21 protein-coding genes and 5 pseudogenes are annotated in these 21,405 nt (G+C 52.8%); 16 read left to right on the top strand and 10 right to left on the bottom strand.

From position 1 onward, the window contains the following. Both AACY49_RS22230 and AACY49_RS22225 read left to right on the top strand, forming a co-directional pair. Positions 1-237, top strand: a complete 237-nt coding sequence (locus tag AACY49_RS22230; protein ID WP_339526448.1) for a hypothetical protein — start codon at positions 1-3, stop codon at positions 235-237. Beyond that, positions 234-593, top strand: a complete 360-nt coding sequence (locus tag AACY49_RS22225; protein ID WP_339526446.1) for a hypothetical protein — start codon at positions 234-236, stop codon at positions 591-593. Before AACY49_RS22230 ends, AACY49_RS22225 begins: the two co-directional genes overlap by 4 nt. A 472-nt stretch (positions 594-1,065) precedes the next feature. Here AACY49_RS22225 and AACY49_RS22220 read toward each other — a convergent pair whose 3' ends face one another. Then, positions 1,066-1,803: a hypothetical protein gene (locus AACY49_RS22220; RefSeq protein ID WP_339526444.1), complete on the bottom strand. Its 738-nt coding sequence runs from the start codon at positions 1,801-1,803 to the stop codon at positions 1,066-1,068. Between the two features lie 232 nt (positions 1,804-2,035). Continuing rightward, complete coding sequence (locus AACY49_RS22215) at positions 2,036-2,863, bottom strand: pentapeptide repeat-containing protein (RefSeq protein ID WP_339526442.1); 828 nt, start codon at positions 2,861-2,863, stop codon at positions 2,036-2,038. A 232-nt stretch (positions 2,864-3,095) separates the two neighbouring features. Here AACY49_RS22215 and AACY49_RS22210 point away from each other — a divergent pair, with 232 nt between their 5' ends. Both AACY49_RS22210 and AACY49_RS22205 read left to right on the top strand, forming a co-directional pair. Next, on the top strand, positions 3,096-3,713 hold the full coding sequence (locus AACY49_RS22210) for a 3'-5' exonuclease (protein WP_339526440.1): 618 nt from the start codon (positions 3,096-3,098) through the stop codon (positions 3,711-3,713). Between the two features lie 125 nt (positions 3,714-3,838). Continuing rightward, on the top strand, positions 3,839-4,897 hold the full coding sequence (locus tag AACY49_RS22205) for a hypothetical protein (RefSeq protein WP_339526438.1): 1,059 nt from the start codon (positions 3,839-3,841) through the stop codon (positions 4,895-4,897). Positions 4,898-4,987: 90 nt separating this feature from the next. On the opposite strand, the gene AACY49_RS22200 is transcribed toward AACY49_RS22205, so the two are convergent. Continuing rightward, positions 4,988-8,218: a hypothetical protein gene (locus AACY49_RS22200; protein WP_339526437.1), complete on the bottom strand. Its 3,231-nt coding sequence runs from the start codon at positions 8,216-8,218 to the stop codon at positions 4,988-4,990. A gap of 187 nt (positions 8,219-8,405) precedes the next feature. Then, on the bottom strand, positions 8,406-9,119 hold the full coding sequence (locus tag AACY49_RS22195) for a hypothetical protein (RefSeq protein ID WP_339526435.1): 714 nt from the start codon (positions 9,117-9,119) through the stop codon (positions 8,406-8,408). Positions 9,120-9,614: 495 nt separating this feature from the next. Here AACY49_RS22195 and AACY49_RS22190 point away from each other — a divergent pair, with 495 nt between their 5' ends. The 6 genes and pseudogenes from AACY49_RS22190 (at position 9,615) to AACY49_RS22165 (ending at position 12,384) form a co-directional block, all read left to right on the top strand. Next, entirely contained in the window at positions 9,615-9,809 is a 195-nt protein-coding gene (locus tag AACY49_RS22190) for a hypothetical protein (protein ID WP_339526478.1), read from the top strand. Positions 9,810-9,909: 100 nt separating this feature from the next. Further along, positions 9,910-10,248 carry a DUF7693 family protein gene (locus tag AACY49_RS22185; RefSeq protein ID WP_339526433.1) on the top strand — a complete coding sequence of 113 codons (339 nt, stop codon included), beginning with the start codon at positions 9,910-9,912 and terminating at the stop codon, positions 10,246-10,248. A gap of 42 nt (positions 10,249-10,290) precedes the next feature. Then, the gene (locus AACY49_RS22180) at positions 10,291-11,448 is read left to right on the top strand and encodes a HEPN-associated N-terminal domain-containing protein (RefSeq protein ID WP_339526431.1); all 1,158 of its coding nucleotides are present in this window, start codon (positions 10,291-10,293) and stop codon (positions 11,446-11,448) included. Between the two features lie 2 nt (positions 11,449-11,450). Further along, a pseudogene (locus AACY49_RS22175) lies at positions 11,451-11,603 on the top strand (endonuclease); the annotation flags it as partial. Positions 11,604-11,805: 202 nt separating this feature from the next. Continuing rightward, entirely contained in the window at positions 11,806-12,087 is a 282-nt protein-coding gene (locus AACY49_RS22170; protein ID WP_339526429.1) for a hypothetical protein, read from the top strand. Between the two features lie 78 nt (positions 12,088-12,165). Beyond that, positions 12,166-12,384, top strand: coding sequence for an AbrB/MazE/SpoVT family DNA-binding domain-containing protein (locus AACY49_RS22165; RefSeq protein WP_339526427.1), 219 nt, complete (start codon positions 12,166-12,168; stop codon positions 12,382-12,384). A gap of 138 nt (positions 12,385-12,522) precedes the next feature. Here the strand turns inward: AACY49_RS22165 and AACY49_RS22160 are convergent, their stop codons facing one another. The 3 genes and pseudogenes from AACY49_RS22160 to AACY49_RS22150 all read right to left on the bottom strand — a co-directional run. Continuing rightward, positions 12,523-12,708 carry an antitoxin Xre/MbcA/ParS toxin-binding domain-containing protein gene (locus tag AACY49_RS22160; protein WP_339526425.1) on the bottom strand — a complete coding sequence of 62 codons (186 nt, stop codon included), beginning with the start codon at positions 12,706-12,708 and terminating at the stop codon, positions 12,523-12,525. After that, positions 12,705-12,884, bottom strand: coding sequence for an antitoxin Xre-like helix-turn-helix domain-containing protein (locus AACY49_RS22155; RefSeq protein ID WP_339526476.1), 180 nt, complete (start codon positions 12,882-12,884; stop codon positions 12,705-12,707). The genes AACY49_RS22160 and AACY49_RS22155 overlap by 4 nt, the downstream gene beginning before the upstream one ends. A gap of 190 nt (positions 12,885-13,074) precedes the next feature. Then, positions 13,075-13,308 (bottom strand): annotated as a pseudogene (locus tag AACY49_RS22150) (hypothetical protein); the annotation flags it as partial. A 5-nt stretch (positions 13,309-13,313) separates the two neighbouring features. On the opposite strand from AACY49_RS22150, the pseudogene AACY49_RS22145 reads away from it, so the two are divergent. Then, a pseudogene (locus AACY49_RS22145) lies at positions 13,314-13,418 on the top strand (AAA family ATPase); the annotation flags it as partial. A 205-nt stretch (positions 13,419-13,623) separates the two neighbouring features. Here the strand turns inward: AACY49_RS22145 and AACY49_RS22140 are convergent. Next, positions 13,624-14,211: a TetR/AcrR family transcriptional regulator gene (locus AACY49_RS22140; RefSeq protein WP_339526423.1), complete on the bottom strand. Its 588-nt coding sequence runs from the start codon at positions 14,209-14,211 to the stop codon at positions 13,624-13,626. A gap of 148 nt (positions 14,212-14,359) precedes the next feature. On the opposite strand from AACY49_RS22140, the gene AACY49_RS22135 reads away from it, so the two are divergent. Further along, complete coding sequence (locus tag AACY49_RS22135) at positions 14,360-14,776, top strand: 4-oxalocrotonate tautomerase (protein WP_339526421.1); 417 nt, start codon at positions 14,360-14,362, stop codon at positions 14,774-14,776. Between the two features lie 219 nt (positions 14,777-14,995). On the opposite strand, the pseudogene AACY49_RS22130 reads toward AACY49_RS22135, so the two are convergent. Both AACY49_RS22130 and AACY49_RS22125 read right to left on the bottom strand, forming a co-directional pair. Then, positions 14,996-15,376, bottom strand: a pseudogene (locus AACY49_RS22130) (transposase); the annotation flags it as partial. Positions 15,377-15,438: 62 nt separating this feature from the next. After that, positions 15,439-15,516: pseudogene (locus tag AACY49_RS22125) on the bottom strand (IS66-like element accessory protein TnpA); the annotation flags it as partial. A 663-nt stretch (positions 15,517-16,179) separates the two neighbouring features. Here AACY49_RS22125 and ltrA point away from each other — a divergent pair. The 4 genes from ltrA (at position 16,180) to AACY49_RS22105 (ending at position 21,325) form a co-directional block, all read left to right on the top strand. Then, complete coding sequence (ltrA, locus tag AACY49_RS22120; protein ID WP_445262659.1) at positions 16,180-17,466, top strand: group II intron reverse transcriptase/maturase; 1,287 nt, start codon at positions 16,180-16,182, stop codon at positions 17,464-17,466. A 142-nt stretch (positions 17,467-17,608) separates the two neighbouring features. Beyond that, a complete protein-coding gene (locus AACY49_RS22115; RefSeq protein ID WP_339526419.1) occupies positions 17,609-17,866 on the top strand; it encodes a hypothetical protein in 258 nt (85 codons plus the stop codon). Positions 17,867-18,429: 563 nt separating this feature from the next. Then, a complete protein-coding gene (locus tag AACY49_RS22110; RefSeq protein ID WP_339526418.1) occupies positions 18,430-20,097 on the top strand; it encodes a BCCT family transporter in 1,668 nt (555 codons plus the stop codon). 91 nt (positions 20,098-20,188) lie between these two features. Further along, positions 20,189-21,325 (top strand): mechanosensitive ion channel family protein, encoded by a 1,137-nt coding sequence (locus AACY49_RS22105; protein WP_339526416.1) that lies wholly within the window; start codon positions 20,189-20,191, stop codon positions 21,323-21,325. Positions 21,326-21,405 lie beyond the last annotated feature (80 nt).

The following is a 21,405-nucleotide window of genomic DNA, read 5'->3' as shown; positions in this document are numbered from 1 at the left end:
ATGATTGTTTTTGATCTCAACACAAACGATGCCGAAGCCCTGCTCCGTCACGTTGAAGAATTCAAGCCGAACTCAGGCGATGCCCGGGAAGACGCTCGACTGCGAGAAGCGTTACTCGAATTGAAAGAAGCTTTGGTGTCGCATCTGGAAGATGCCAGCACTCCAGCCGCCCCTAAGAGCGACGGATTTAGGTCGAAATGGGAGCTCAAGCACATCATTATCCTGGCGTGTGTATGAAGATCACTGCCCCTCTCGAAGGGCAGCTTTGGCAGTTGGCTGTTGCCACACTAGGGGCGGAACGCCTAGAACAGTTGGTGGCTGAACTCCTCACGGGCTATGTGAGGACTCACAAGGTCAACATGTATGGGTTTCTGCGACTCGAATGGCTTGGCTACGCAGCGCTGGAAGCGCTACGCAGAGGCCTGCGCCTGGCGGGAGCGGAGTTTGGATTTTCTAGGGAAGATCCGACCAAAGTCGCGATACTTCACTGTCATTCCGGTCACCTCTTGCGAGGCATCGTCCAAACTTTGCCTCCAGATGTATTGCCAGAAAACTTACTTGAGTGGCGTATGCAACTCGATATTGGGTTGTGATTTCATCCCGTAGCTCCTTGTGCCTGAAGTGCGCTTCGGCGAGGCTCATTGAACCGGCCTAATGATTTTTGATGCCTAAAGACGAGTATCGGCAATCAATACGATGGAAAATTTGAACACAAAATCTGCTCTCACCGCCCGCGAGGCCTGCCAGGTGCTGGCTGATAGAAGTCGCTCTCGGAAAACGCTTCATGACGCGAAGCACCATCCAGTCATGGAATTAGATCCACGAGGGCCTCATGCCCGTGGAAATCGATGGCTGGCAGCTCAGAGTCTTCAATGACTGTGACGCCCTGGGCTACTGCTAGTACGGCGGATCGCCGATCGCAGATTCGGGGCACGAACTTGGACAGCGTGCCGGAAACGATTCCGGCGATCTGTTTAGAGCTTGAAAACGTAAGTATCACGAGCATTTGTTCGCATCGTGGCGAGCCAGATGTGAAGTGGCTCGCCCGATAAAGGTGAGACTTTATCAACCCTTAAGTGGATAACTTACATAGCTGCATATCAGCTGCGAGATGATGGGCTCTTGAACATACGAGACCATCGCACTCAACAGAGCCATACCAATCACTGTTGAAAGGATCGCACGAATCCAACCGAAGTCATGCACTGAACGCTGCATTTTGGCGATGGCAAAGCCGATGAACATTACATAACCGATCAGCACTATATCATCTGAAGTCTTGGCCATTGAGCTTTGCTGGATTGCCGACGTGACCGCCTCGTCATAGCTGAAGGCACTGCAACTCTGCGCCATCGCTTTAAATCGTGCACCCAAAGCGGGCATTTCGAATAACTTTAGTACCACCAGCCAACCCGAGACGTAAAAGAAGGTGTTAACGCTGACCAACATCTCGCGGTCACTTCCGAGTAGCCGAGATCCTATCGCGAAGCACACTCCGTAGAACGCAACGAGGAGCCAGTTCATCATTGTCATCACGCCCGCAAACTCAAGGTTTGGAGTAATGCCGGCAGACCGAGACGCTGGCAGCCCTAGAACCCCCAAGCCAATCGCCACGAAGATGCCGAAGAGCCAGGCATTCGAGCAAACTCCCTTGCGATCTCTCATGGTTGCGAAAAAGGATGAATTCGACTGAATGAGCTCCCGCGCGTCCTGAGCGGATGCGCACAAGGCTGGCCAAATCTTCTCCAAGAAAAACCCTATTATTTTTTCCATCTTCTTATTCCCTTTAACTTCAATGGCCATTCACCCAATAGCTGATGATCCAATCCTTGCCCTCTCATCTCGAAAAGCCGGAATTGAAAAAAACAGGTACACGGATAGGGCATCACCTCAAAGTGATACTTAATGTTCGTTACTAGCGTTGGTATGATTCGCTTGCAAAGCGTTCTTTAATCGCAACATTTCTTCCCCCGCACCCGCTCACCACAACTCCATCTAGGCGTATGAGCGGGGTACCACGTTTAGAGGTTGCGGTTCAGTCTTCGTCGTCTGGTAACCAAGGGACGACGCCCTGAGGGCCTACGTCCCAGTTGTGATAAAGGACTTCACCGCTCAAAAACGCCCCTGTGGTACCGGTGAATATGCAGCCATTGATATTCGCATTGCGCAGATCAGCTCCATCGACTTTAGCCCCTTTAAAACAGGCTCCTCTCAGATAGGCCCCTCGAAGGTCAACGCCTCGCAAATCTGCATAGCTAAAATCGGTTTCCCATCCGTAAGCGCCAGGTTGAATCACTGGATCAGCAGTAATGCAGTAGAACTTTGCATCACTGAAGTTGCAGTGGCTTGCCTTTTGAACGTCCTGAAACCAGTCATAGTGCACGAGACTTCCGGGCGCCTGCAGGTAGCTGAAATCAGGGACTTTCAAGCGCTTGAGGACACGACGAATTCTGCTAAATAGCAACGAGCTGAAATGAAATCCGCTGAAATCGACGCCCCGCTTATCTGCAGCAGATGCAAGTGGAACTTGGTCGCGAAGACATTCAACAAGCGCATCGAATTGCAACAGGAATCGCGCCCTTCGGAATCCACCTTCATATGGTTTCCGCCAAAACGCTTGAGAAACACAGTGATCCGCATACCGGGATATCATCTGATCTCTAGCAACAATTTTGGGGTATGGCAGACCATGCTCTTTGGCAATGATACGCAGGCAGATATCACGGTTCACGGGGCCCGAACTTATCAATTGAGCACTAATGGCTCTGTCGAGTGCAGAGCGACAGCCGCTGCGTAAATCACGATGCAAAACAGCTGCATCTGACTTAAAAGCAGCAAGCGAAGGAGTATCAGGGAATTTCATAGCCTAGCCTCTTACGGTCAACGCTAAACCCTAGTGTCAGTGACCATGAAGGTGGCAATAAAAGATGTTGGAGCGACGTTGCAGAGGCTTCACCTAGCTAGGGCTGAACGCCAACGTCGATGGCGCAGATATATAGTGGGAAAAAAATCAGTCTTCGTCAAGGTCTGCAACCACGTGGATTTAGGATCCTGTCGATGTATCTTGGACAGATCAAAGTTAGGACATACTTGCCATGAGCATTGAAGCGAAGCTCCATCACCTCCAATCCATCCAAAACCTGCTAGCGCCATACCGCTATCTGTATTGCGTAGACCTTGAGGCAACCTGTGATGAGGTTGGCGAGTCGGAATCACCAAGGCCACTTACAGTCGTCCCTGACCAGATGGAAACGATTGAAATTGGCCTAGTGGTGATCGATCTGGAAACGCTTGAGATCGTCGATGAATTCCAGCGTTTCGTCCGACCTCAAATCAATCCCCTCCTCACCGACTTCTGCAAAGAGCTGACATCCATTCAACAAGCGGACGTGGACAGTGCAGGAACCTATGTGGAGGTTGGCCAGGAGCTAGGAGCGTTTATTGCACGATATCCAAATGCGGCTTGGGCATCGTGGGGTGACTATGATGCAAGGCAGCTTGAGCGAGACGCAGGGTATGCTGCGTGCCCTTCCCTACTCGAAGGCTTGCCACATTTCAATGCCAGGAAATGGCATGCCGGCTTGTATGACGATCGACCGAAATCACTTAAGCAAACGGTAGAGTCGTTGGGCTTAGTTTGGCAAGGTACCTATCACCGTGGGATAGACGATGCCAGGAATGTCGCGTCCATCCTTAAGGAGATGCTCGGCTGATTAGGTGAGCCGAGCCCAATGGCCCGAATCAGCGATCCCTCCATTTACGTCACACCACAGCTCAGCTTCGCCCTCCAGCGCAAACTAGCCATCAGGGCGGCAGCCAAGCCACCAAGGAAGAACCTATGCGACTCGACCAGATGCCGTACCACTCGATGCCTACCTTGGCCGTACTCCCATTCCGTCAATTTGGCATCGGCTGGTCATGGCAGTTGCGAGCCCTGAAGCTCTTCCCCGACTCCCTGCTCGCCTGGAAGCGCTACTTCTACGACAACGGCCAAGGGCATGCACGTGGCTCCTCCTTCAGTACATTTGCGGAAGCTATGATCGCGGCAGATGCGTTCAACCAGTCCACCTCCGAGCACATAAGCAACGCGGTGCATGATCCCGTGATCCAAGCCTCAATCACCCTAAAGGTCGACAAGGCTTTAACTGCGGCTCGTCGTATTCAGGACGAAGAGGAGCTGATGGAGTGCGAGGCCGTCAAACGGAATGCCCATCTGCCCCGCCCAGCCATCCAAGATTTAGAGCTGCCCAGTAAGATGGATAGTTTGCGGCAGCCGCTGCACGAACAGCTTGAGCGCGCTCCCTATCTGCAAGTTGTTGCCCTCCCAACATTCAACGTCTGCCTTCGCCGCACCGAAGACCTGAAATGGGAAGAGATTGGTGCCCTGTCGCCGAAGCGCTCACAAATATGCCTCAGAGAACTGACTGCCAAAGGCTTTGGTCTTTCGGGAGCAGATCACTGGGGAAGAACCAAAGCACAGGTTCGTGCGCTGTTACTTCCCCGAGCCAACCAGCTGCTTCAGCTTGCCAGCGTCAGACAAATGCTCGCCGAGGCAAGAATGCGTGGCCAGAGAGTACTGGTCTGCGGTGGCTTTGTGTTCTGGTATGAGGACGATGGGGTGCCACAATGGGTCGTGAAAAACACGGGTGGCGAGTCCAACAGTGATGAAGGGAACACCCTGTGGCACGAGGGAACGATCCTTTCCAAGAACCATGGCCGGATCGTAGTGCTCCCCTATATCAAGGAGAGCGGGGAGAAGGTTCAAGGTCACACGAAGAACGCACCACACGATGGAAAGGCGCTACCTCGCCATCGAGATCATTACGTCACACTACCTTTTGAGGTGCTCGAAGGGGATCTCATGATTGGATTGTTCGGTGAGCTGCACTACGAATGACATCCGACTGCAGCTCAATACGTCGTTGGTCACGAAGAACACGTTCCCCAGGCGCCACGCATGCACGCCAGGGTAACCAACCTCGGGTGTCTATGCCTTACGGCCTTCCGATGAACGAATCCTCGCCAAAGCACGGCTGATCGGAGGATTATCGACCCCTTCCGGGATCAACACATCGTCATCAGGTTGAAGTGCTGTAATCTCTAGGTGGTTATCATCAATTTCCCAAGCATTTATAACCACAACCCCTGAAGTTGATAAATGATGTGTGGGTCTCCCCTTTGAATCCACCGTGACGACATAGCACCTTTTGTAGTTTTCATAATCGCTGAGGAACCTATCAAGATTCTCAGAGGAGTCCGGCGTGACCGTAAGAATTCTGGACAAGGCCGAATGAATACTCGATGAGTCATCTTCCCGATCAAGATTACTTGTAACCACGACTCGATAGTGCGCGGGGCTCTGCTTGTTAATACCGCGTATCAGTGCGATACGCAACGTATTGTTAGGATCTTTATCACCAACAGTCTTAGCAATGTTTGAAAAAATTCTTTCCCCAACTACCAGATTTTCAAAGAGGAATACGATAGCAGGAATCCGCCCTCCACCCCCTTGAAAACCTACGCCCCTCCAACCAGCTTGATCCCACAGGCTGACCTGAATGAGAGATAAAATCTTCAACTCTCTATGTTTAAGGGTCGAGAATTGGAACGGATGTTTTGGTCGCTCCTCGGAAACATCAGCTTTAGGTCGCCAGTCCATGGGCTCAATGTTGTGATGCTCAAACCAAGTCACGCGACGAGTCGGCTTGTGCAACTCTAGGGACGCATCCTGATGAGACGCAATTCCTGGGACAGCATCACACCCCATGAAATAGCTGTCCAATCCAATATTACAGTTGAAGACAACGGCTCGCTCCAAGGCTTTATCGTCTCGAAGCATTTCTTCCAATCTCGACCAGCCAATCTGAGGGCAGATGATGGTGACAAAACGGAGGCAGAATTCACTGTAGAAATCCTTGATTGCATCTCGTTGCTCGTCGGTTAAATTGGCGATACTGAATGGCGAGCAGAGGATTTCAGCAGAAGTTACCTGTGCAGCAGTATCGAAACTGTGCTGCAGTATGAAGTCGTCCTCATCTTCCAACGAGATATCAATATTTACGGCGGGCAATGTAGACGCTAGATGGTCTGCCATCATCGGCGCGCAGAAGCTTTCCAGCACAGCCAGCAATTGCTGCGCTAGCTCCATGCAAGGGGACTTCACGGGGAAGGATACGGACACCTTACAACCCAGGATGTAGGAGCTTATGGTCGTCCAGCGGCCTAGATAAAGGTCGAGCGGGGCCACCGGAGCGCCCATATCAATGCTGCGCCACATATTTATAAATTGAAGGTCAATAGGCTCACCTTCGGGCCCTGCTTTATCTTCATGGCCTAAGCAAATCAATAGCGCATCGGCACTAAGCCATAAATCCAACTGATTTAGTTTATCCGGCAGCCAGGCTAGTCTTTCAATATCTGAGAAATTGGCATTAAGAAATAGCTTACCAATGAGAGCCTCATAACTCATTTTCTGATTTTCTGTCCACAGATCTTCATCCAGTGTTTGAGAGATCAGTTGAGCCAGGTGGTACCAAGTTAATGACTGACCCAAGCGACCCAGCTGACCTTCAATCCACATGAGTTTCTGGTAAATAGCAGCTTGCTTAGCACTACTCCGCTGTTCCTTCAGTGCGTCTGCGGTAACAAGGTAAGCTGCCATCAGCGCAGCACCTCGCGCAGCCCAGAGCAGGCCCTGCTTCTCGTACGCATGGGACAACATATAAAGGGCAGCGAACATTTCCGTCTTGCTTTCACTGCTATACAACCCATACAGAGACAACCCGAAGCACTTGATTGCCCTGTAGTAATCCTTTTTGTCGCTACTCAGTGCTCCTCGCCTCAGGTACTTATCCGCCTTTATCCGACTGTTCTCCCGTGCACCGGCATCATCAATGAGCTTATCCATCAGGTCTTCGTAAGCTTTGAGATCTCCGAAGGCCACATCGAGAGCTTCCAGTAAGTTGACGAGGCGAGCCATGGGGTACCCAATCAGCTTATGAGCGCTATCAGCGATGATGCCCAAAGACCTGAAGGTATTGTTGACCTGTTCCTCGCTTTTAGCAGCCAACAGATCCAGGAGCGCCAATGACGTCTTGGCTTGCAATGCACCGCTTATCATATCCGCGTCGTCGGCTAACGAGTTCAACTTCTCCCGAATGGTGACTTCTATGGAGGCCACATCGAGGGTGCACTTGCCGTCTCGATGAGTGGTGACAACCAGATTGAACAACGTTACGACTTTCTCCCAGACCTCAACGTTGTCGGTCTCTTGAGCCACGCCAAGTGCTTTCTCAAAGGTGTCCTCGAAGAGCTCGGCATTTTCCAGCCACCAATACGCGGCCCATGTCAGCTGATAAAGGGAATCGAAATGCTGCCTCTGGCTGCCAAACTTTTTCGCTGTCCGCACAGCGAGATTGAACTGATGCTCCACAGCGACGGCATCCCGCTCCAGCTCTTTGTAGGTGATGGCACGCTTGGTGTAGAGGTCGACCTGGGAGAGCGTTAAACGGCCTGGATCTTCAATCTGCTCGATCTGGCGCTCGATGTCTGCTAGCTGGATCTGCTTGTCAGCGTCGAATGGGCCGATCTGAATTTTGCTCTCAATGCTGCCTGTAAGACCTAGGTAATCGATGGCAAGCTGCTGATTGTGGGGCTGCAGTGTTTTATCAAGCAACCAGGTTCGATCGAGGATTGTGACCTTGACGCCATGCTTTTCCGAAAGGGCATCCTGAAGCTGCGCCCTCAGGCTGTTTTTGATGAATCGACTGGAGACACAGAAGATGCGTGAGTACCCACGCCCGGTGGACATGATGCTCTCGACATCCTTCGTGCATTTTGTCTTCCAGTCTTTCTGGGTGCTGACACCGAATGCCCATCGCTCAGACTCCGGAGCCTCGTTTAATCCCCAGAAAAAGGCGATTTGGCTGGCCACAGGGTACGTTTCGGTATCGGTTTTACCGTCTCCACCCGCAGTCGGGCCGGTCTGGGCAACCAGGTTGGGACAGATTTCTCGCTCACAAAGCTTGCGTGCGAATATCTCGAACTCAAGCTCTTGGCTTCGGTTGTTCAGGGTCTCGAAGTGGTACTCCAGCATGGAACGATCAATAGTCGACTCCTGTAGCTTTACCGAGTCCGAAAACTGCTCCGGACGTCTCGCTCGCAGAAAGTCTTGCGGCTTAGGGCCATTGATCTTGGTAGCCGATTGTTCCTTGTCCATCATCCACTCCTTAAATGACCAGTGGCATCGCCCGGCTACGCTCAACGCTCTAGCCCTAGGTCAACGCAGGCCTCAACGTCATCTTTATGGTGTGCGGTTCACGATGCTGAGGGACGCCCGCGCAGAGTTGATGCGCGAACGATTGTTCACATCAGCCATAGCCAACCAGGCTGATGCTTGCTCGCAATTATGGTGTTGTCCTTTCGGGCTGCCAAAAATTACAGCTGAAATTATTCAAGCCCCCACCGTAGGGACTAGACCTTACTGCGAACACCTCTGGCACAGCATCCCCATCGCCGCCCTCGCGGAAGAACTCTCTCATAGAGAACAGCGCCTGAGCCTTCAAGCGCTCCCATTCTCGATACAGACTGTCTTCGAGATCCCTCGCTGCCTGCGCAGCGCTGGGTTTGCGCTTGGGCAGCGGCAGGGTGTAGCTGGGCTGAGGGGAGAAATCGTAGACGAACGTCAGGTGACCGTGCTTCCAGTCCGCAGACGGCGATGCTCGCCAGCGGAATGTAACCTGCAGTGATAGTCGCTTGCTGAGATGGAAGGGCGGCCTGATCTGATCATCGATGAAGAACAACTCCCCCTCTTGGCGCTCAGTTTCGAGCCGGCCCTTCATTTGCTGCACCGCGTGAACGAGGTCACTGCCGGCGCGCAGCGCATCTTGCCGAGTCCGTTCGCGCTTGGCATGAGCCTTGGCCTTGCCGTACTCAGCGATCGCTTGTTGGAACCCATGGAGCTTGGTAGCCACGTAAGGCCCACAGTCACTGAGACCAAGCCCATGAATCGGCCCTACGCGCTCTTCATCCAAGCATTTGCGTACTGCAGCCCGAAGCACCGTCTCGTCGACGTCGCTGATTGCAGCTTGCTGGTCACTGGGCAAGTTAATGTACGTCATACCCAAAACTATCCTTGTGTAATGGTGGCCTAGCTACCGCCTCATCTTAGCCCAGAGCTACTGGCAGGATGACACCATACAGCATGGCTGCAGGGCGAGGCGAAGCCTCTCTTGAAAGGGCCGCCAGTAGCTCTCGTCAAGCCCGTGGCAAGCAGATGATGTATGAATATCAGCCAATAACAGGTGTACGAAACGTGGATTCCCCCCCTCGTCGACGTCCCTCACATCGGACACAACCCCCTTATCGCCGTAGTGAATCAATGACACATCGCTGGTATTCTCGCCGGCAAGTTCGCCAATCATTAAGGGATGGAGGCGAAAATAGAAGCCCCGAAGCCGCGAACCTTCGGGGCTTTGCTTTTTGTGTTTGGGGCTGCGCTGTGCAAATAGGTCATTCACAGTTCGAAAAAACTCTTTCACCCTAAAGCTCGCACTCGATTTGCCCGGAACTGTGCCCAACCATCCTCAGCTAGAGGAACAACCTGAAGGGCAGGCCTGCTCCCTTCCCTACTCTTCAAAATCAATCAAAACCAGCTCGCCCTCGAAGCCGCGATCATGGAACTCACGATCTGGGTCGAACAGCGCGGATCAGCGGAGGTCGCCGGTAACGTACGCGGTGCTTTGGACACAATCAGCAAGAATGAAGAATTCATCAACATCACCTTAGCGGTGCTCATGACTCCTGAGTGAGTAGCTTTCGAGTTTGGTAGGATAGCCGGGCCTCGTTGGCCCGAACGAGCGACCTCTCAATTCACGCCACTTCATACCGTTGCTTAGCTATGGGCACGCGATGACTCGAGCTCAGAATGATCTGAACACAACCTCTCTTCTCACAGCCCTCGAGGTCTGCCAGGTGCTGACGGACGTCGCGCTTGGCAAACGCATCATGATGCGAAGATCCATCCAGTCATGGATTGAAATCTATCATGGACTCATGCCTGTGGAGATTGATGGCTGGCAGCTCACGCTATTCAATGACTGTGACACCCTGGACTACTGCGAGTACTGCAGGTCGCCTGACGGTCGAGTCGGGACACTTCAACTTTGGCAGCGCGACGCAGCTGATCCTGTTGAACTATTGAGTGAGTGGGAGCATGAGCAGCTCGAGCGTTTACTCGCTGCGCTCTGAGCCTGTTTTCAAAACAACGTTACCATTGTCGACTCAAATACAATGGAGACCACACGTGAGAAAACCAGGGAAATGCTTCTGATGGAGAGTGTCTGCGCCAATTGCTTTAGTGACGACGATTTAAAACAGTGGATCAGAGAACGGGGCGGCCGTCGTGGGTGCGACTTTTGCTGCGGATATACCGCACCTACGGCACCGCTTAGCGACCTTTGCGAACATATAGAAGCTTTATTGGCTCAGCACTACGGGAAAGCTGCAGATCATTTGCCCCACATCAGCGCAGAGGGTGGTTACCAAGGCGAGACGTGGTCGACCTATGAGCTGGTATTCGAGGAGTGTTGCATGGATTTGCCCAAGGACTTTAACGACTCTTTGCGCAGTGCAATCTCCTTCACCCTGACAGACGATATCTGGTGTGACCGTAACTGGATGTCGCTGGATGAAGATGATGCAATGCGGTTCGCGTGGGACAGGTTTTGCAACCACATCAAGCACGAACGGCGATTTTTCTTTCAGAATCTGGACGCTGAAGATCTCAGCTATGACGCCTACTCGCCGATGGATCTTCTCACAGCAATAGCACGCCTGGTCGAGGTGGAAGATCTTATCCAGACGGCAGTGCCCGGGCTCTTACTGTATCGTGCACGACCGGGATTCAAGGGTCGCTCACCGACCGCAAAGGATTTCGGCCCTCCTCCTCGGCATGTTTGCCAGACCAACAGGATGAACCCGGCTGGTGTGCCAATGTTTTATGCCGCCCTAGATCGCAGAACCGCTGTTTATGAGGTGAAGGAGCTGGTGAGTTGTGTGGGGTGCTTTGAGGTGATCAGGCCACTACGACTATTAGATCTGTCGAGACTCCCTGCTATACCGGGAATTTTCTCCGAGGAACCCTATAGACGACGGCTTCTCCTTTCTTTTCTTCACTACTTCACGAACGAGATCATGCAGCCCGTCGCTCGGGATGACCGAGTGCACACCGAATACGTTCCGTCTCAAGTGGTGACTGAGTTCCTCCGTGATTACCCGTTCGAATCCGGCCGGCTCGATGGGATAATGTATGGGAGCGTAGCGGCGCCAAAGCAAGGTAAACGTAACGTCGTCTTGTTCCTGGATAATTTAGAGCCTGAGCGGAGTACCTACTCACCGCGAGTAGAAATTCCGCTCAGATTCCTACGAGCACAGATTGTGCAACTCTGACCGGTGTGATCATCGGTAACTGGAAGGGTCAGGTATACCACCTCTCGACGGGGTGCCCTGGCTATGGTCAGGTGTCTGAAAAAAACCATGTCTCCTTCAAGTCGGAATCCGAGACCCAAGCGGCAGGATATCGAAAGGCAGGCAGCTGTAAGTAGTTGGTGCTTGTTGAAAGCCGGTCTCGTGAAACCGATGCCGATGCCGATGCCGAACATTAGGCTGAGAAATGCGTCCGGCATTTGCTATTTTCATACTTGATAACATCATTCACCGCAGGCGGTTGGTGCTAAGGCTTGGACGCCCCGTCTCACACCACCAAGCCAATGAGCCAATCGCTGACTGCCAACTAGGAGTAACAAATTGGTTACCCGTCCTGACAAAGACGCCCTTCGTGCGATGCTGGAATCGCAAGTCCAAGAAAAGCTGCAGCACGACCCAGACGCGGTAACGACTTATGCAGCCAAACCTGAACCAGAGCGAAAGCCGTACAGCAGCAAACCTACGGTTCAGGACAAGGCATTTCAGAAGGAGGTTGAACAGATGCGTGCAGATGCTGAAGCCGGAGTGATACATACGCCCCAGCGCGAGCCGCAAGACGCGAGCGCTCCTAGCCTTAGGCTTGACGATTATCCGGATCTGTAAAACTTGCCTCTGAGAATCTACAGGCAGGAGCGACTTGCCGGCTCAAAGCAACGGAGACCACACGTGAGAAAGCCACCTATGAAAATCATCATCGAAGAATGGGACGGTGACGGCGCAATTCGAATTCCCGATGAGGCGCTGCAGGAACTGGAACTCGATGTTGGCGACTCGCTGTATTTGATCGAGGAGTTTGTCGGCAATACGCGCTGCCTTGTCCTATCAAAAACGCCTCAGATTGCGGATCGAATAAACGAACTCACTGAAGGATGGGATAGCGGACAGCTTGGCAACGCCTAGAAGAAATAGGCCGCCGTGATGCGCTTCCGTGACTCATCCAGGGTATGAGAAGACTTGGGGTCTAGCCGGGCTTAAGCCCGTAGGAGCGATAGCCAAAGTATTTATAGCTCCACTGCCCAACATGTCGCCTATCGAATCTCACACAAGAACGCCCCTCTCCAGTCTGCCAATAAGATCAAAGACGGCCTTCGTTTCCACCCTCGTCCTCATCATATCCAGAGGACGCTTCGAACCAAGCCCACGAACGGGCGTGCTCATCCATTCCGTTGCAGTGGCGACATCGTTTTCGAACAGAGAGAGGGCTTCTTCAAGGACACCAATCAATGCGACGAGGCGGTCGCTCTACGCGCCAACGTTGTGGGCGGCACACCAATAGCCTTGGAGATATCCCCTCGCTGCATCTGCAGTAGGCTCGCTACCCGGTCGAGGAATTCGAAAGGTAGTCCTTCGCGAACTAGGTCATAAAGCCTGGTACCGCGTGACGGCAGTCCGAGGGTCATCCAAATGCTCTGTGGCATCTGAGGCCCTGATTGGTATTCCTTGATCGATGACAGCACTTTCACCTCCATCTGAAAAACCTACAACTAAGCCGGGCCCGCTGGCCCGAACCACCGACATCTCCATTGCCCAGCGTAGGTCTATTAGTATTAGATACGGATGAGCAGGCGTCTGCAGTCAGGCTGGAGCGAGAGCGGCCTCGATCAAGCGTGCGTTAGGTACGGCTCGGCGCACGTCTTCTATGGCGTCCTCAATTGTGTCATGTACAGAGGATGCTTCGCGGACAAACTCCAATGCTAGGCGACCTGGCTGTCCGATTCCGACCAACGCATCATCACAGCCGGCTTCCGCCAAGCGATCCATGATCGCATCCATGTCGTTGTCGTCAGACGGCAATTGGTACGTCAGGGTGAAAGTACATTCCATTTCTGTCCTACCGCCTGCAACACAGCAGCTTGGTCGCGCAGACAAAGATCAAATCACGTGAGCGAAAGCGCAAGGACGATGACGGTACAGAGGACGATGAACCGTTTTGATCTACACCGGGAATACCCTGCCGCATGCCTGCATGCGGTGGGGCTTAGTGCCTCTGTCAGCGGGACACTGCTGCTAAGCTTATCCACAATTGCTGGGGCAACAATCAGCAATCCGCCCTGGGTCAATTTTCAATCGGCAGGGTGGGTCAGTTTTCAATCAGCGCCGACACCATGCTCTCTGTTAGTTCGGCTGGCTCAAGCCGGTTCACGGATGGCCTCGATAACTAATCCCTGACAGTAATACCTGCTCCGCGGCTACTGCGATTTTTTCGGCCACTACTGGATCTGCTACCGCACGAGTAAGTGTGACGGCACCAACCAATGTGGACAATGCAAACATGGCCTCACCTATGTCGGCAGGAGCATGATCCGATGCAGGGCCTTCCACGATTAGAGCAGCGACGTTGAGCAGTTCAGCCTCAAACTCTGCACGTGAGCAGGGATCAGACCTGGAAATTTCTGAAGCAAGACTCTGCAGTGCGCAGCTCTCTGCTAGCCCGCATTTACGCTTCTCTCCTAAGTAGAAACACACGAACTCAGACCACCAGGTGTGTCCATGCTGGGCTTGGAAGTGGCGCACGCCGTCCTTGAGTTCAGCCATCCCCTGTCCGACCGACTCACGAAATGCCGCAGCCTTAGAGTCAAAGTGGGCATAGAAGGCGCCGGAGGTGACTCCTGCTTCTTTTGCCAGGCCATCCACACCAACACCGCCAAAGCCGGCTTTACGAAAAACACGGCCTGCCGCGTCAAGAATTCGTTGACGTGTCTGCTGCTTTCGTTCGGATCGAGACACAGATACCTCCGTATTGGATTCAGGGTGAGTGATCCCAGATTGTACTTGGCAAAATAACGATCGTTATGTAAATTTAAATAACGATCGTTATTTTACGATCGTCGCGGTCGCAGATGCGACACGAACCCTCGATTACAGGAGTATGGAAATGCCTCTCACCCTTACACTTACTGAAGGTGTGCTGCCTAAAGGCAGTGAAAAGATTGCTTTCGCCCACCTGTCTGACGCCATGTTGAAGTGGCATGGTCTGACCGGCAACAGGGTCATGACCCCGAACGTCGTCGGTTCCATCCATGTATTGACCGCAGAAAACACCTTCTCTGGCTCTGCCGAAGCTCCAGTCGCTTTCATCGAATGGAAGGTGCCTGCTTTTGCATTCGCCAATCGCGAAATACAGGTTGGCTACATTGAGGAAGCAACCAACATTATCCATGAGATGTCCGGCGGACAACTGCCCAAGGAAAGCATCTGGGTCAACATCGTGCATGCCGTAGATGGTGCTTGGGGTATTGCTGGCGAAGCAATGACCAATCAGCAACTCGGTGAGGCTATCGCAAAGGGTTGAGACGCCAAACTTAGGGGCGGCGCGTGCTGTAGCGTTGCCCCTAAGCTATCAATCCCCACCGCCATCACCCTAGGGATGGTCTGAAGTAGCCCTGTATTTCCGGGCTACTTCAGCCACCGCCGATTTTGAAAGCGGCAAATCGATCAAAAGCGATCAGGCCACCCGCTCATTTCTGTGTCTTTAGCCGCCGCGAGCACCTCGCGGCAGCCATTTCCAACATTACAGGCGCACCTCTCCTGCATTTGCCAGCAACTGTCGGCGCGCCATCCGTAGGTTCGACAGGGCGAACAGCGTCACCAGTTGCGCGGTGTTCTTTGCCAGGCCACGGAAGCGCGTCGTCACATAACCGAACTGGCGCTTGATCACCCGGAACGGGTGCTCGACCTTGGCGCGAACCTGCGCCTTGGACTTCTCGATCTTGCGCTTGGCTTTGTACAGTGCGCTGCGCTTACTCAGCTTCTTGTATGTACTACGGCGGGCAGCGATCTGCCAGATGACCTCACGGCCTTCATGTTCTGGGCGCTTCTCGACGCCGGTGTAACCCGCATCGGCACCGACCATGTTTTCATCGCCATGCAGTAGCTTATCGACTTGGGTGACACCCGAATCCATTTGTGTACGAGGTTTGCGTTGAGACCATGACTGAGCGCGATGCTGGCAATCGAAGCCCCGGGCTGGGCACACTCTTGAATGACCTGGGCTTTGAAAGACTTGGAGTAGGAACGGCGTTGTGGCTGCATGAAATACCCGCTTAAAAGGCTAGAACTGGTGTCCACTTTAGGTGGACACCATCGTCCTTATGGCTGGGATCGAGAAGGTGACTTCGCCGGACGCTTAGTGCGCCAGTTAAAGCTGGCGGAGGATAGTCGATGAAAGTTCGATACTGGTAAGAAATGGCGAATCAACCAGGCCCCGAGTCATGCATGTTGCACCGTGAGGTGCAGGGTGAAGCGTTGACAGGGGAAACCGATGGGCCAGCCATTGAGCCGCGTAATCAGGAATTCGGGATGCCGATGCTGTTAAGCGAAGCAGAAGGCAATACGGAGCATGGCGTTATACGCCAGTCATGCTCTGATCCCGCGCGGTCGGAGACCCTGTGCACGTCGGGAAGTCCTTCGCACAGAAACTGGGAGATCTCAGCGGCGCCCGGTGCGCAAGCACCGGGCGGAGCAGGAAAGGCCAAAAGCCGAAACCCTGCTGTCTACGCCGCCGAGAAGTCGGATACGTCCGTAGTACCTGAGAAGCCATCGAACAAAGGGTCTGGCCCTGCGGAGATAGTGGAGGAAAGGGACGTAGCCAAGGGAAACACCAACAAGCCTCCCGCGCCCCGGACACTGAGCCGGATCAGTTGCGCGTCGATGGGACTTGAAGGTGTACGTGAAGCCGCCCGAAGGAACAAGGGCATGCAGTTCACGGTTTTGCTGCACCACATCACACCGCAGTTATTGGCGCAGAGTTTCTATGCCCTGCGCCGCGATGCAGCGGTAGGCGTGGACGGCATGTCGTGGCGGGAATACGAGGAAGGTCTTCTCCAGCGGGTAACTGATTTGCACGCAAGGCTCCACGGTGGAGCCTATCGAGCAACGCCATCGCGGCGGGTCTACATTCCCAAAGCCGATGGCAGGCAACGCCCGTTGGGCATTGCCTCTCTGGAGGACAAGATCGTACAGCAGGCAGTCGTTACCGTTCTGAATGCGATCTATGAAGAGGACTTTCTGGGATTCTCGTATGGGTTTCGGCCGGGACGTAGCCAGCACGATGCGCTGGATGCGTTGACGGTCGCGCTGAAGGGCCAGAAGGTGAACTGGATATTGGATGCGGATATCACGTCGTTCTTTGATGAGATCGACCATGAATGGATGCTGATGTTTCTGGGACACCGGATTGCAGACCGGCGCCTGCTCGGGCTTATCTGCAAATGGCTTCAGGCGGGTGTTATGGAAGATGGCCGTAGGGTGGCTGCGACCAAGGGGACGCCCCAAGGCGCAGTGATATCGCCATTGCTGGCGAATATCTATCTTCACTACGTGTTGGATCTGTGGGCAAGGCAGTGGCGCCAGCGGCATGCCCGTGGCGATGTAATTATTGTGCGTTACGCGGACGACAGCGTGGTGGGTTTCAGGACGAAAGTGCAGGCTCAGCAGTTTCTGGTGCAGTTGCAGGAACGGTTGGCCAAGTTCGGTTTATCGCTCAACGCCTCGAAAACACGACTGATTGAGTTCGGTCGTTTTGCTGCGAGAAATCGTAGGAAGCGAGGTTTAGGTAAACCGCAGGCCTTTGACTTCCTGGGCTTCACACACTGTTGTAGTACCAACAGAAACGGTGGCTTTCAAATACTGCGACTGACGGTCAAGAAGCGAATGCGTGCGACGCTGCTGGCCATTCGGGATGAGCTGAAACGTCGACGTCATGAACCCATCCGGGTTCAAGGGCAATGGCTCACTCGGGTGGTGAGCGGTTACTTCAATTACCACGCGGTGCCGGGAAACCTGATACGTCTGGGTGGTTTTCGTTCGGCGGTCTGCCGTCTATGGAGGCAAGCCCTCAAACGTCGTAGCCAGCGTAATCGGCTTCAATGGTCACGCTATGGACGCCTTGCTGACTTCTACATACCTAGACCCAGAAATGCACATCCTTACCCTGAGGATCGCTTCGCGTCACATACCCGAGGCAGGAGCCGTATGCGGTAGTTCCGCACGTACGGATCTGTGCGGGGGGCGGCAGGTAACTGCCGTCCCTACCGCGACCCGTTGAACTGCAATACTGCATGTACAGTCTAGTTAACAAGTGAGTGTGAATACTCTGATCTGCTGTACTGAATGGGATTTGTGTATGAGCTGCCGCATACGCTTGAATTATCTGCTGGACACATTTTTTGGCCCCATCGCAAAAAGCGCGGAGTGCGTGGCGATGATCATCCCGATTACGCGTGGCGCCTTTCAAGTGCAGGTGAAAGCTCCTTTCCCGGATGATCTTCACAAGGCGCATGCGATAACTGTTATCCAGCTTTCAGAGCGGCCACTGACCGGTACCCTTGTTAACGCTCGTATATTGGCAAATGGGGATCTGGAATTGCAGATTGATATATGACATCCATCATTTCACGCATGTAGAAAATACCTATCACTGTCAATCGGCCGACTTGCGCAGCCCATCAGGCTGATCGGAGCATTGGCGTTTCGCCACGCGTTCCTCCATGGCTATGCTGCCAAACGACACGAGCCTTCTCGGTCTTGTTGGTGGCCACGCTGGTATAGGCTTTGCCTTTGAGTTCGGCCTCTTCAACCTTTTGAGAATCAGCGGAAAAATCCGTGATGGAGTTCCTGTCGATTGGTCATGGCTGTCGTCGGCATCGGTGGCGAGACTGATGCGCCTTGAAGAACAGGTACCTTCGAATAGGAAACATCCAGCCCCATCAATCCTCTTACCGCAGCGATAGGTAAGCAGAACCAAATGATTGCTTAAGCGCCCAGTTTTCGAGCCCTGCATCCAAGCTGACTGACGCCCTACTGCATTTACCCTGTGAGACCAGCTTTCGCCAGATTGTAAAAAAGCTTGTTAGGATAGGCATGCAAACATCTCGTTTTTACCATAGGAACAGCGGGGCTAACGACCACTGCACGTCATAACGTGCCACCATCAAGGAGGCTCTCATGGGCCGAACACCTGGGGATGATCTACCAGAAAAACCTCATAAAAGCAGTGAGGATGGCATTCCTGCTCCTAGCGGGGCCGCCAATCTGATTGACACCGACTACGTGATCGGACAGGACAATATCAAAGGTGAGTTTTCATTTTCCCTTGATATCCATGGCAAAGTGTTTGTCATCTCAGCTGCCACCATCTTGCTGTTCGTCATTTTGACGCTGGCGCTCCAAAATGAAGTAGAACCGCTGTTCAGTGCCATCCGAAACTGGCTGACTGGCAATCTCGCTTGGCTGTTCATGAGCATTGCAAACATATTTGTCTTGCTTTGCATCGGGCTAATTTTCTCGCCGCTGGGGAAGGTTCGATTGGGCGGTAGGGATGCCAAACCAGACCATAGCTACGTGGGCTGGTTCTCAATGCTTTTCGCTGCAGGAATGGGCATTGGCCTTATGTTCTATGGCGTAGCCGAACCCATGTCTCATTATCAAGCGTCCATGGGCGGTGTAACAGTCGATGCGAGTGGAGCCCGAACCGACTGGGCACCGTTAGGAGGTGCCGCGGGTGACGCCAAGGCATCAGCTGACTTGGCAATGGCCGCCACTATCTTTCACTGGGGACTCCACCCCTGGGCGATCTACGCGATTGTCGCTCTCTCCCTAGCCCTGTTTTCTTACAACAAGGGCTTACCGCTCTCTATACGGTCGATCTTTTATCCATTGCTAGGCGAGCGCGTCTGGGGGTGGCCAGGGCACTTGATAGATATCCTAGCGGTATTCGCCACATTGTTCGGACTGGCGACATCGCTGGGGATAGGAGCCGAGCAGGCAGCAGCAGGGATTGAATATCTCTTCGGTATTGAGTCGACAAATCTAAGCAAAGTAGTGCTGATCGTTGGTATCACCATAATTGCCCTTTGGTCAGTACTTGCTGGCTTAGATAAGGGCGTCAAGATGCTGTCACAGATCAATATGGGCCTAGCGTTGCTGCTGCTGGTGTTCATCATTGTTGTTGGGCCGACCTTGGCAATCTTCACTGGATTCTTTAAAAATTTGGTGACCTACGCTGAATACCTACCGGCACTTTCCAATCCTTTCGGACGCACTGACACGGAATTCACGCAGGGCTGGACTGCATTTTATTGGGCATGGTGGATCAGTTGGTCTCCATTTGTGGGTATGTTTATTGCGCGGGTCAGCCGTGGACGAACGGTCAGGGAGTTCTTAATCTCTGTTTTGTTAGTTCCTACCGTGGTGTCCGTATTATGGATGACGACGTTTGGTGGCACTGCCATCGACCAAGCTACTGTACAAAACTTGGTTGGCGTTAAGGATGCTGTGCTGGAGTTGAAACTGTTCGCCATGCTGGGAGAACTGCCACTAAAAGAAATATCTTCGTTCTTGGGCATTGTTCTGGTCATCGTCTTTTTCATCACTTCCTCAGACTCCGGTTCCTTAGTCATCGATACGATTACAGCAGGGGGTAAGGTCGATGCGCCTGTTCCACAGCGTGTATTTTGGGCCGTCATAGAAGGAGTGATTGCCATTGCGCTGTTGTTGGGCGGAGGTCTCGTGGCACTACAAGCCATGGCGGTATCTACGGGTCTGCCTTTTGCTCTTGTGTTGGCACTGGGCTGCGTGTCTCTTGTGAAGGGACTGATGTCTGAGCCCCGCTAGTTAACTATTGAGGGCGCCAAGCATCCCGTAATTTTTACATAACCCGCTAAGTACTCGCTGGCGGGTTTAACCTCGAAAAAAGGAGGTCAGAATGTTTCAAGAAACATTAAATTTTTTTATGACTTACGATTTTCTGGGAATCTCGCTAGCCAATTGGGTTATCGCTATTTTGTTAGCGACGATTAGTTTCGTCTTGGCAAGAACTGTGATTGGTTTTTTCCTTAGGAAGCTTCGAAAAATATCAACCCTACCAAATGCCCCCGTTAGTAATATCGCGGTCGTAGTGCTTTCAGGCACAAGTAACACACTCTTACTACTGGCATCGATACTCATTGGTGTAGGCGTCCTTGACCTACCCGAGCGTTGGTTGGGACGAGTCAGCAGCCTTTGGTTCGTGGTCGCTGCTTTGCAGATCGGCTTGTGGGCGAACCGCGCCTGCGCGTTGGCGCTCGCTCAATACTTTAGACGGCACAGCGCTTCTGAAACATTCCAAGGCAGCGCCTTGGCAACGCTAAGTCTGTGGGGGGCGAAGGTTTTCCTGTGGGTTGTAGTAGTGCTGTCGATGCTCTCGAATGTCGGCGTGAATATCACAGCTTTCGTTGCCAGCCTTGGGGTAGGAGGCATCGCTATTGCGCTGGCTATGCAGAATATTCTAGGGGATGTCTTCGCTTCGTTGTCAATTGCGGTAGATAAACCATTTGAGGTAGGCGACTTCATCGTTGTGGGCTCATTATCTGGTACTGTCGAGCATGTTGGATTGAAGACAACGCGGATTCGTAGCCTGGGCGGTGAACAAATCGTTATGGCTAACGCGGAAATGATCGGGAGTACTATACAGAATTACAAACGGCTTCTGGAGCGTAGAATAGTCTTTGAGATAGGGCTTACTTATACTTGCTCTGCGCAGCAGGCCAGGGAAGTAACACAACGAATCGAGCATATTATCAGGCAGCAAGAAAGAGCCAGATTTGACCGATGCCATTTTCGGAGTTTTGGGGAGAGCGCCTTAGAATTTGAGGTCGTATACATCGTGCTAGACCCAAGTTACAACATCTACATGGATGTTCAGCAGGACATAAATTTAGCAATAATGGACACATTTAACGAGATAGGAGTCAGCTTTGCGTTCCCATCACGAACCGTTTACGTTGCATCTATTTCCGGTGACGAGGTGCCTGTGGTTCGTAATAAAGACGTGGCTGTGAGGAGTTCAGAGCACTCGATATAAACGCATGTTCAGCGCACACCTAGAACCATGGATATCTTCTGAGAAACAATCGAGGCTCTTGAGGAGCTTCCCATCCATGG

This window comes from Pseudomonas sp. EL_65y_Pfl2_R96 (assembly GCF_963970905.1).
In the GTDB taxonomy this organism is placed as follows: Bacteria; Pseudomonadota; Gammaproteobacteria; order Pseudomonadales; family Pseudomonadaceae; genus Aquipseudomonas.
The sequence above is the reverse complement of the archived record's forward strand: the minus strand, read 5'-3'. Positions and strand labels throughout refer to the sequence as shown.

Excerpts from the sequence above, each read along its gene's own strand:
- AACY49_RS22230 (WP_339526448.1), top strand. The coding sequence starts at position 1 with ATGATTGTTTTTGATCTCAACACAAACGATGCCGAAGCCCTGCTCCGT.
- AACY49_RS22225 (WP_339526446.1), top strand. The coding sequence starts at position 234 with ATGAAGATCACTGCCCCTCTCGAAGGGCAGCTTTGGCAGTTGGCTGTT.
- AACY49_RS22220 (WP_339526444.1), bottom strand. The coding sequence starts at position 1,803 with ATGGCCATTGAAGTTAAAGGGAATAAGAAGATGGAAAAAATAATAGGG.
- AACY49_RS22215 (WP_339526442.1), bottom strand. The coding sequence starts at position 2,863 with ATGAAATTCCCTGATACTCCTTCGCTTGCTGCTTTTAAGTCAGATGCA.
- AACY49_RS22210 (WP_339526440.1), top strand. The coding sequence starts at position 3,096 with ATGAGCATTGAAGCGAAGCTCCATCACCTCCAATCCATCCAAAACCTG.
- AACY49_RS22205 (WP_339526438.1), top strand. The coding sequence starts at position 3,839 with ATGCGACTCGACCAGATGCCGTACCACTCGATGCCTACCTTGGCCGTA.
- AACY49_RS22200 (WP_339526437.1), bottom strand. The coding sequence starts at position 8,218 with ATGGACAAGGAACAATCGGCTACCAAGATCAATGGCCCTAAGCCGCAA.
- AACY49_RS22195 (WP_339526435.1), bottom strand. The coding sequence starts at position 9,119 with ATGACGTACATTAACTTGCCCAGTGACCAGCAAGCTGCAATCAGCGAC.
- AACY49_RS22185 (WP_339526433.1), top strand. The coding sequence starts at position 9,910 with ATGACTCGAGCTCAGAATGATCTGAACACAACCTCTCTTCTCACAGCC.
- AACY49_RS22180 (WP_339526431.1), top strand. The coding sequence starts at position 10,291 with ATGGAGACCACACGTGAGAAAACCAGGGAAATGCTTCTGATGGAGAGT.
- AACY49_RS22165 (WP_339526427.1), top strand. The coding sequence starts at position 12,166 with ATGAAAATCATCATCGAAGAATGGGACGGTGACGGCGCAATTCGAATT.
- AACY49_RS22155 (WP_339526476.1), bottom strand. The coding sequence starts at position 12,884 with ATGACCCTCGGACTGCCGTCACGCGGTACCAGGCTTTATGACCTAGTT.
- AACY49_RS22135 (WP_339526421.1), top strand. The coding sequence starts at position 14,360 with ATGCCTCTCACCCTTACACTTACTGAAGGTGTGCTGCCTAAAGGCAGT.
- ltrA (WP_445262659.1), top strand. The coding sequence starts at position 16,180 with ATGCAGTTCACGGTTTTGCTGCACCACATCACACCGCAGTTATTGGCG.
- AACY49_RS22115 (WP_339526419.1), top strand. The coding sequence starts at position 17,609 with ATGAGCTGCCGCATACGCTTGAATTATCTGCTGGACACATTTTTTGGC.
- AACY49_RS22110 (WP_339526418.1), top strand. The coding sequence starts at position 18,430 with ATGGGCCGAACACCTGGGGATGATCTACCAGAAAAACCTCATAAAAGC.
- AACY49_RS22105 (WP_339526416.1), top strand. The coding sequence starts at position 20,189 with ATGTTTCAAGAAACATTAAATTTTTTTATGACTTACGATTTTCTGGGA.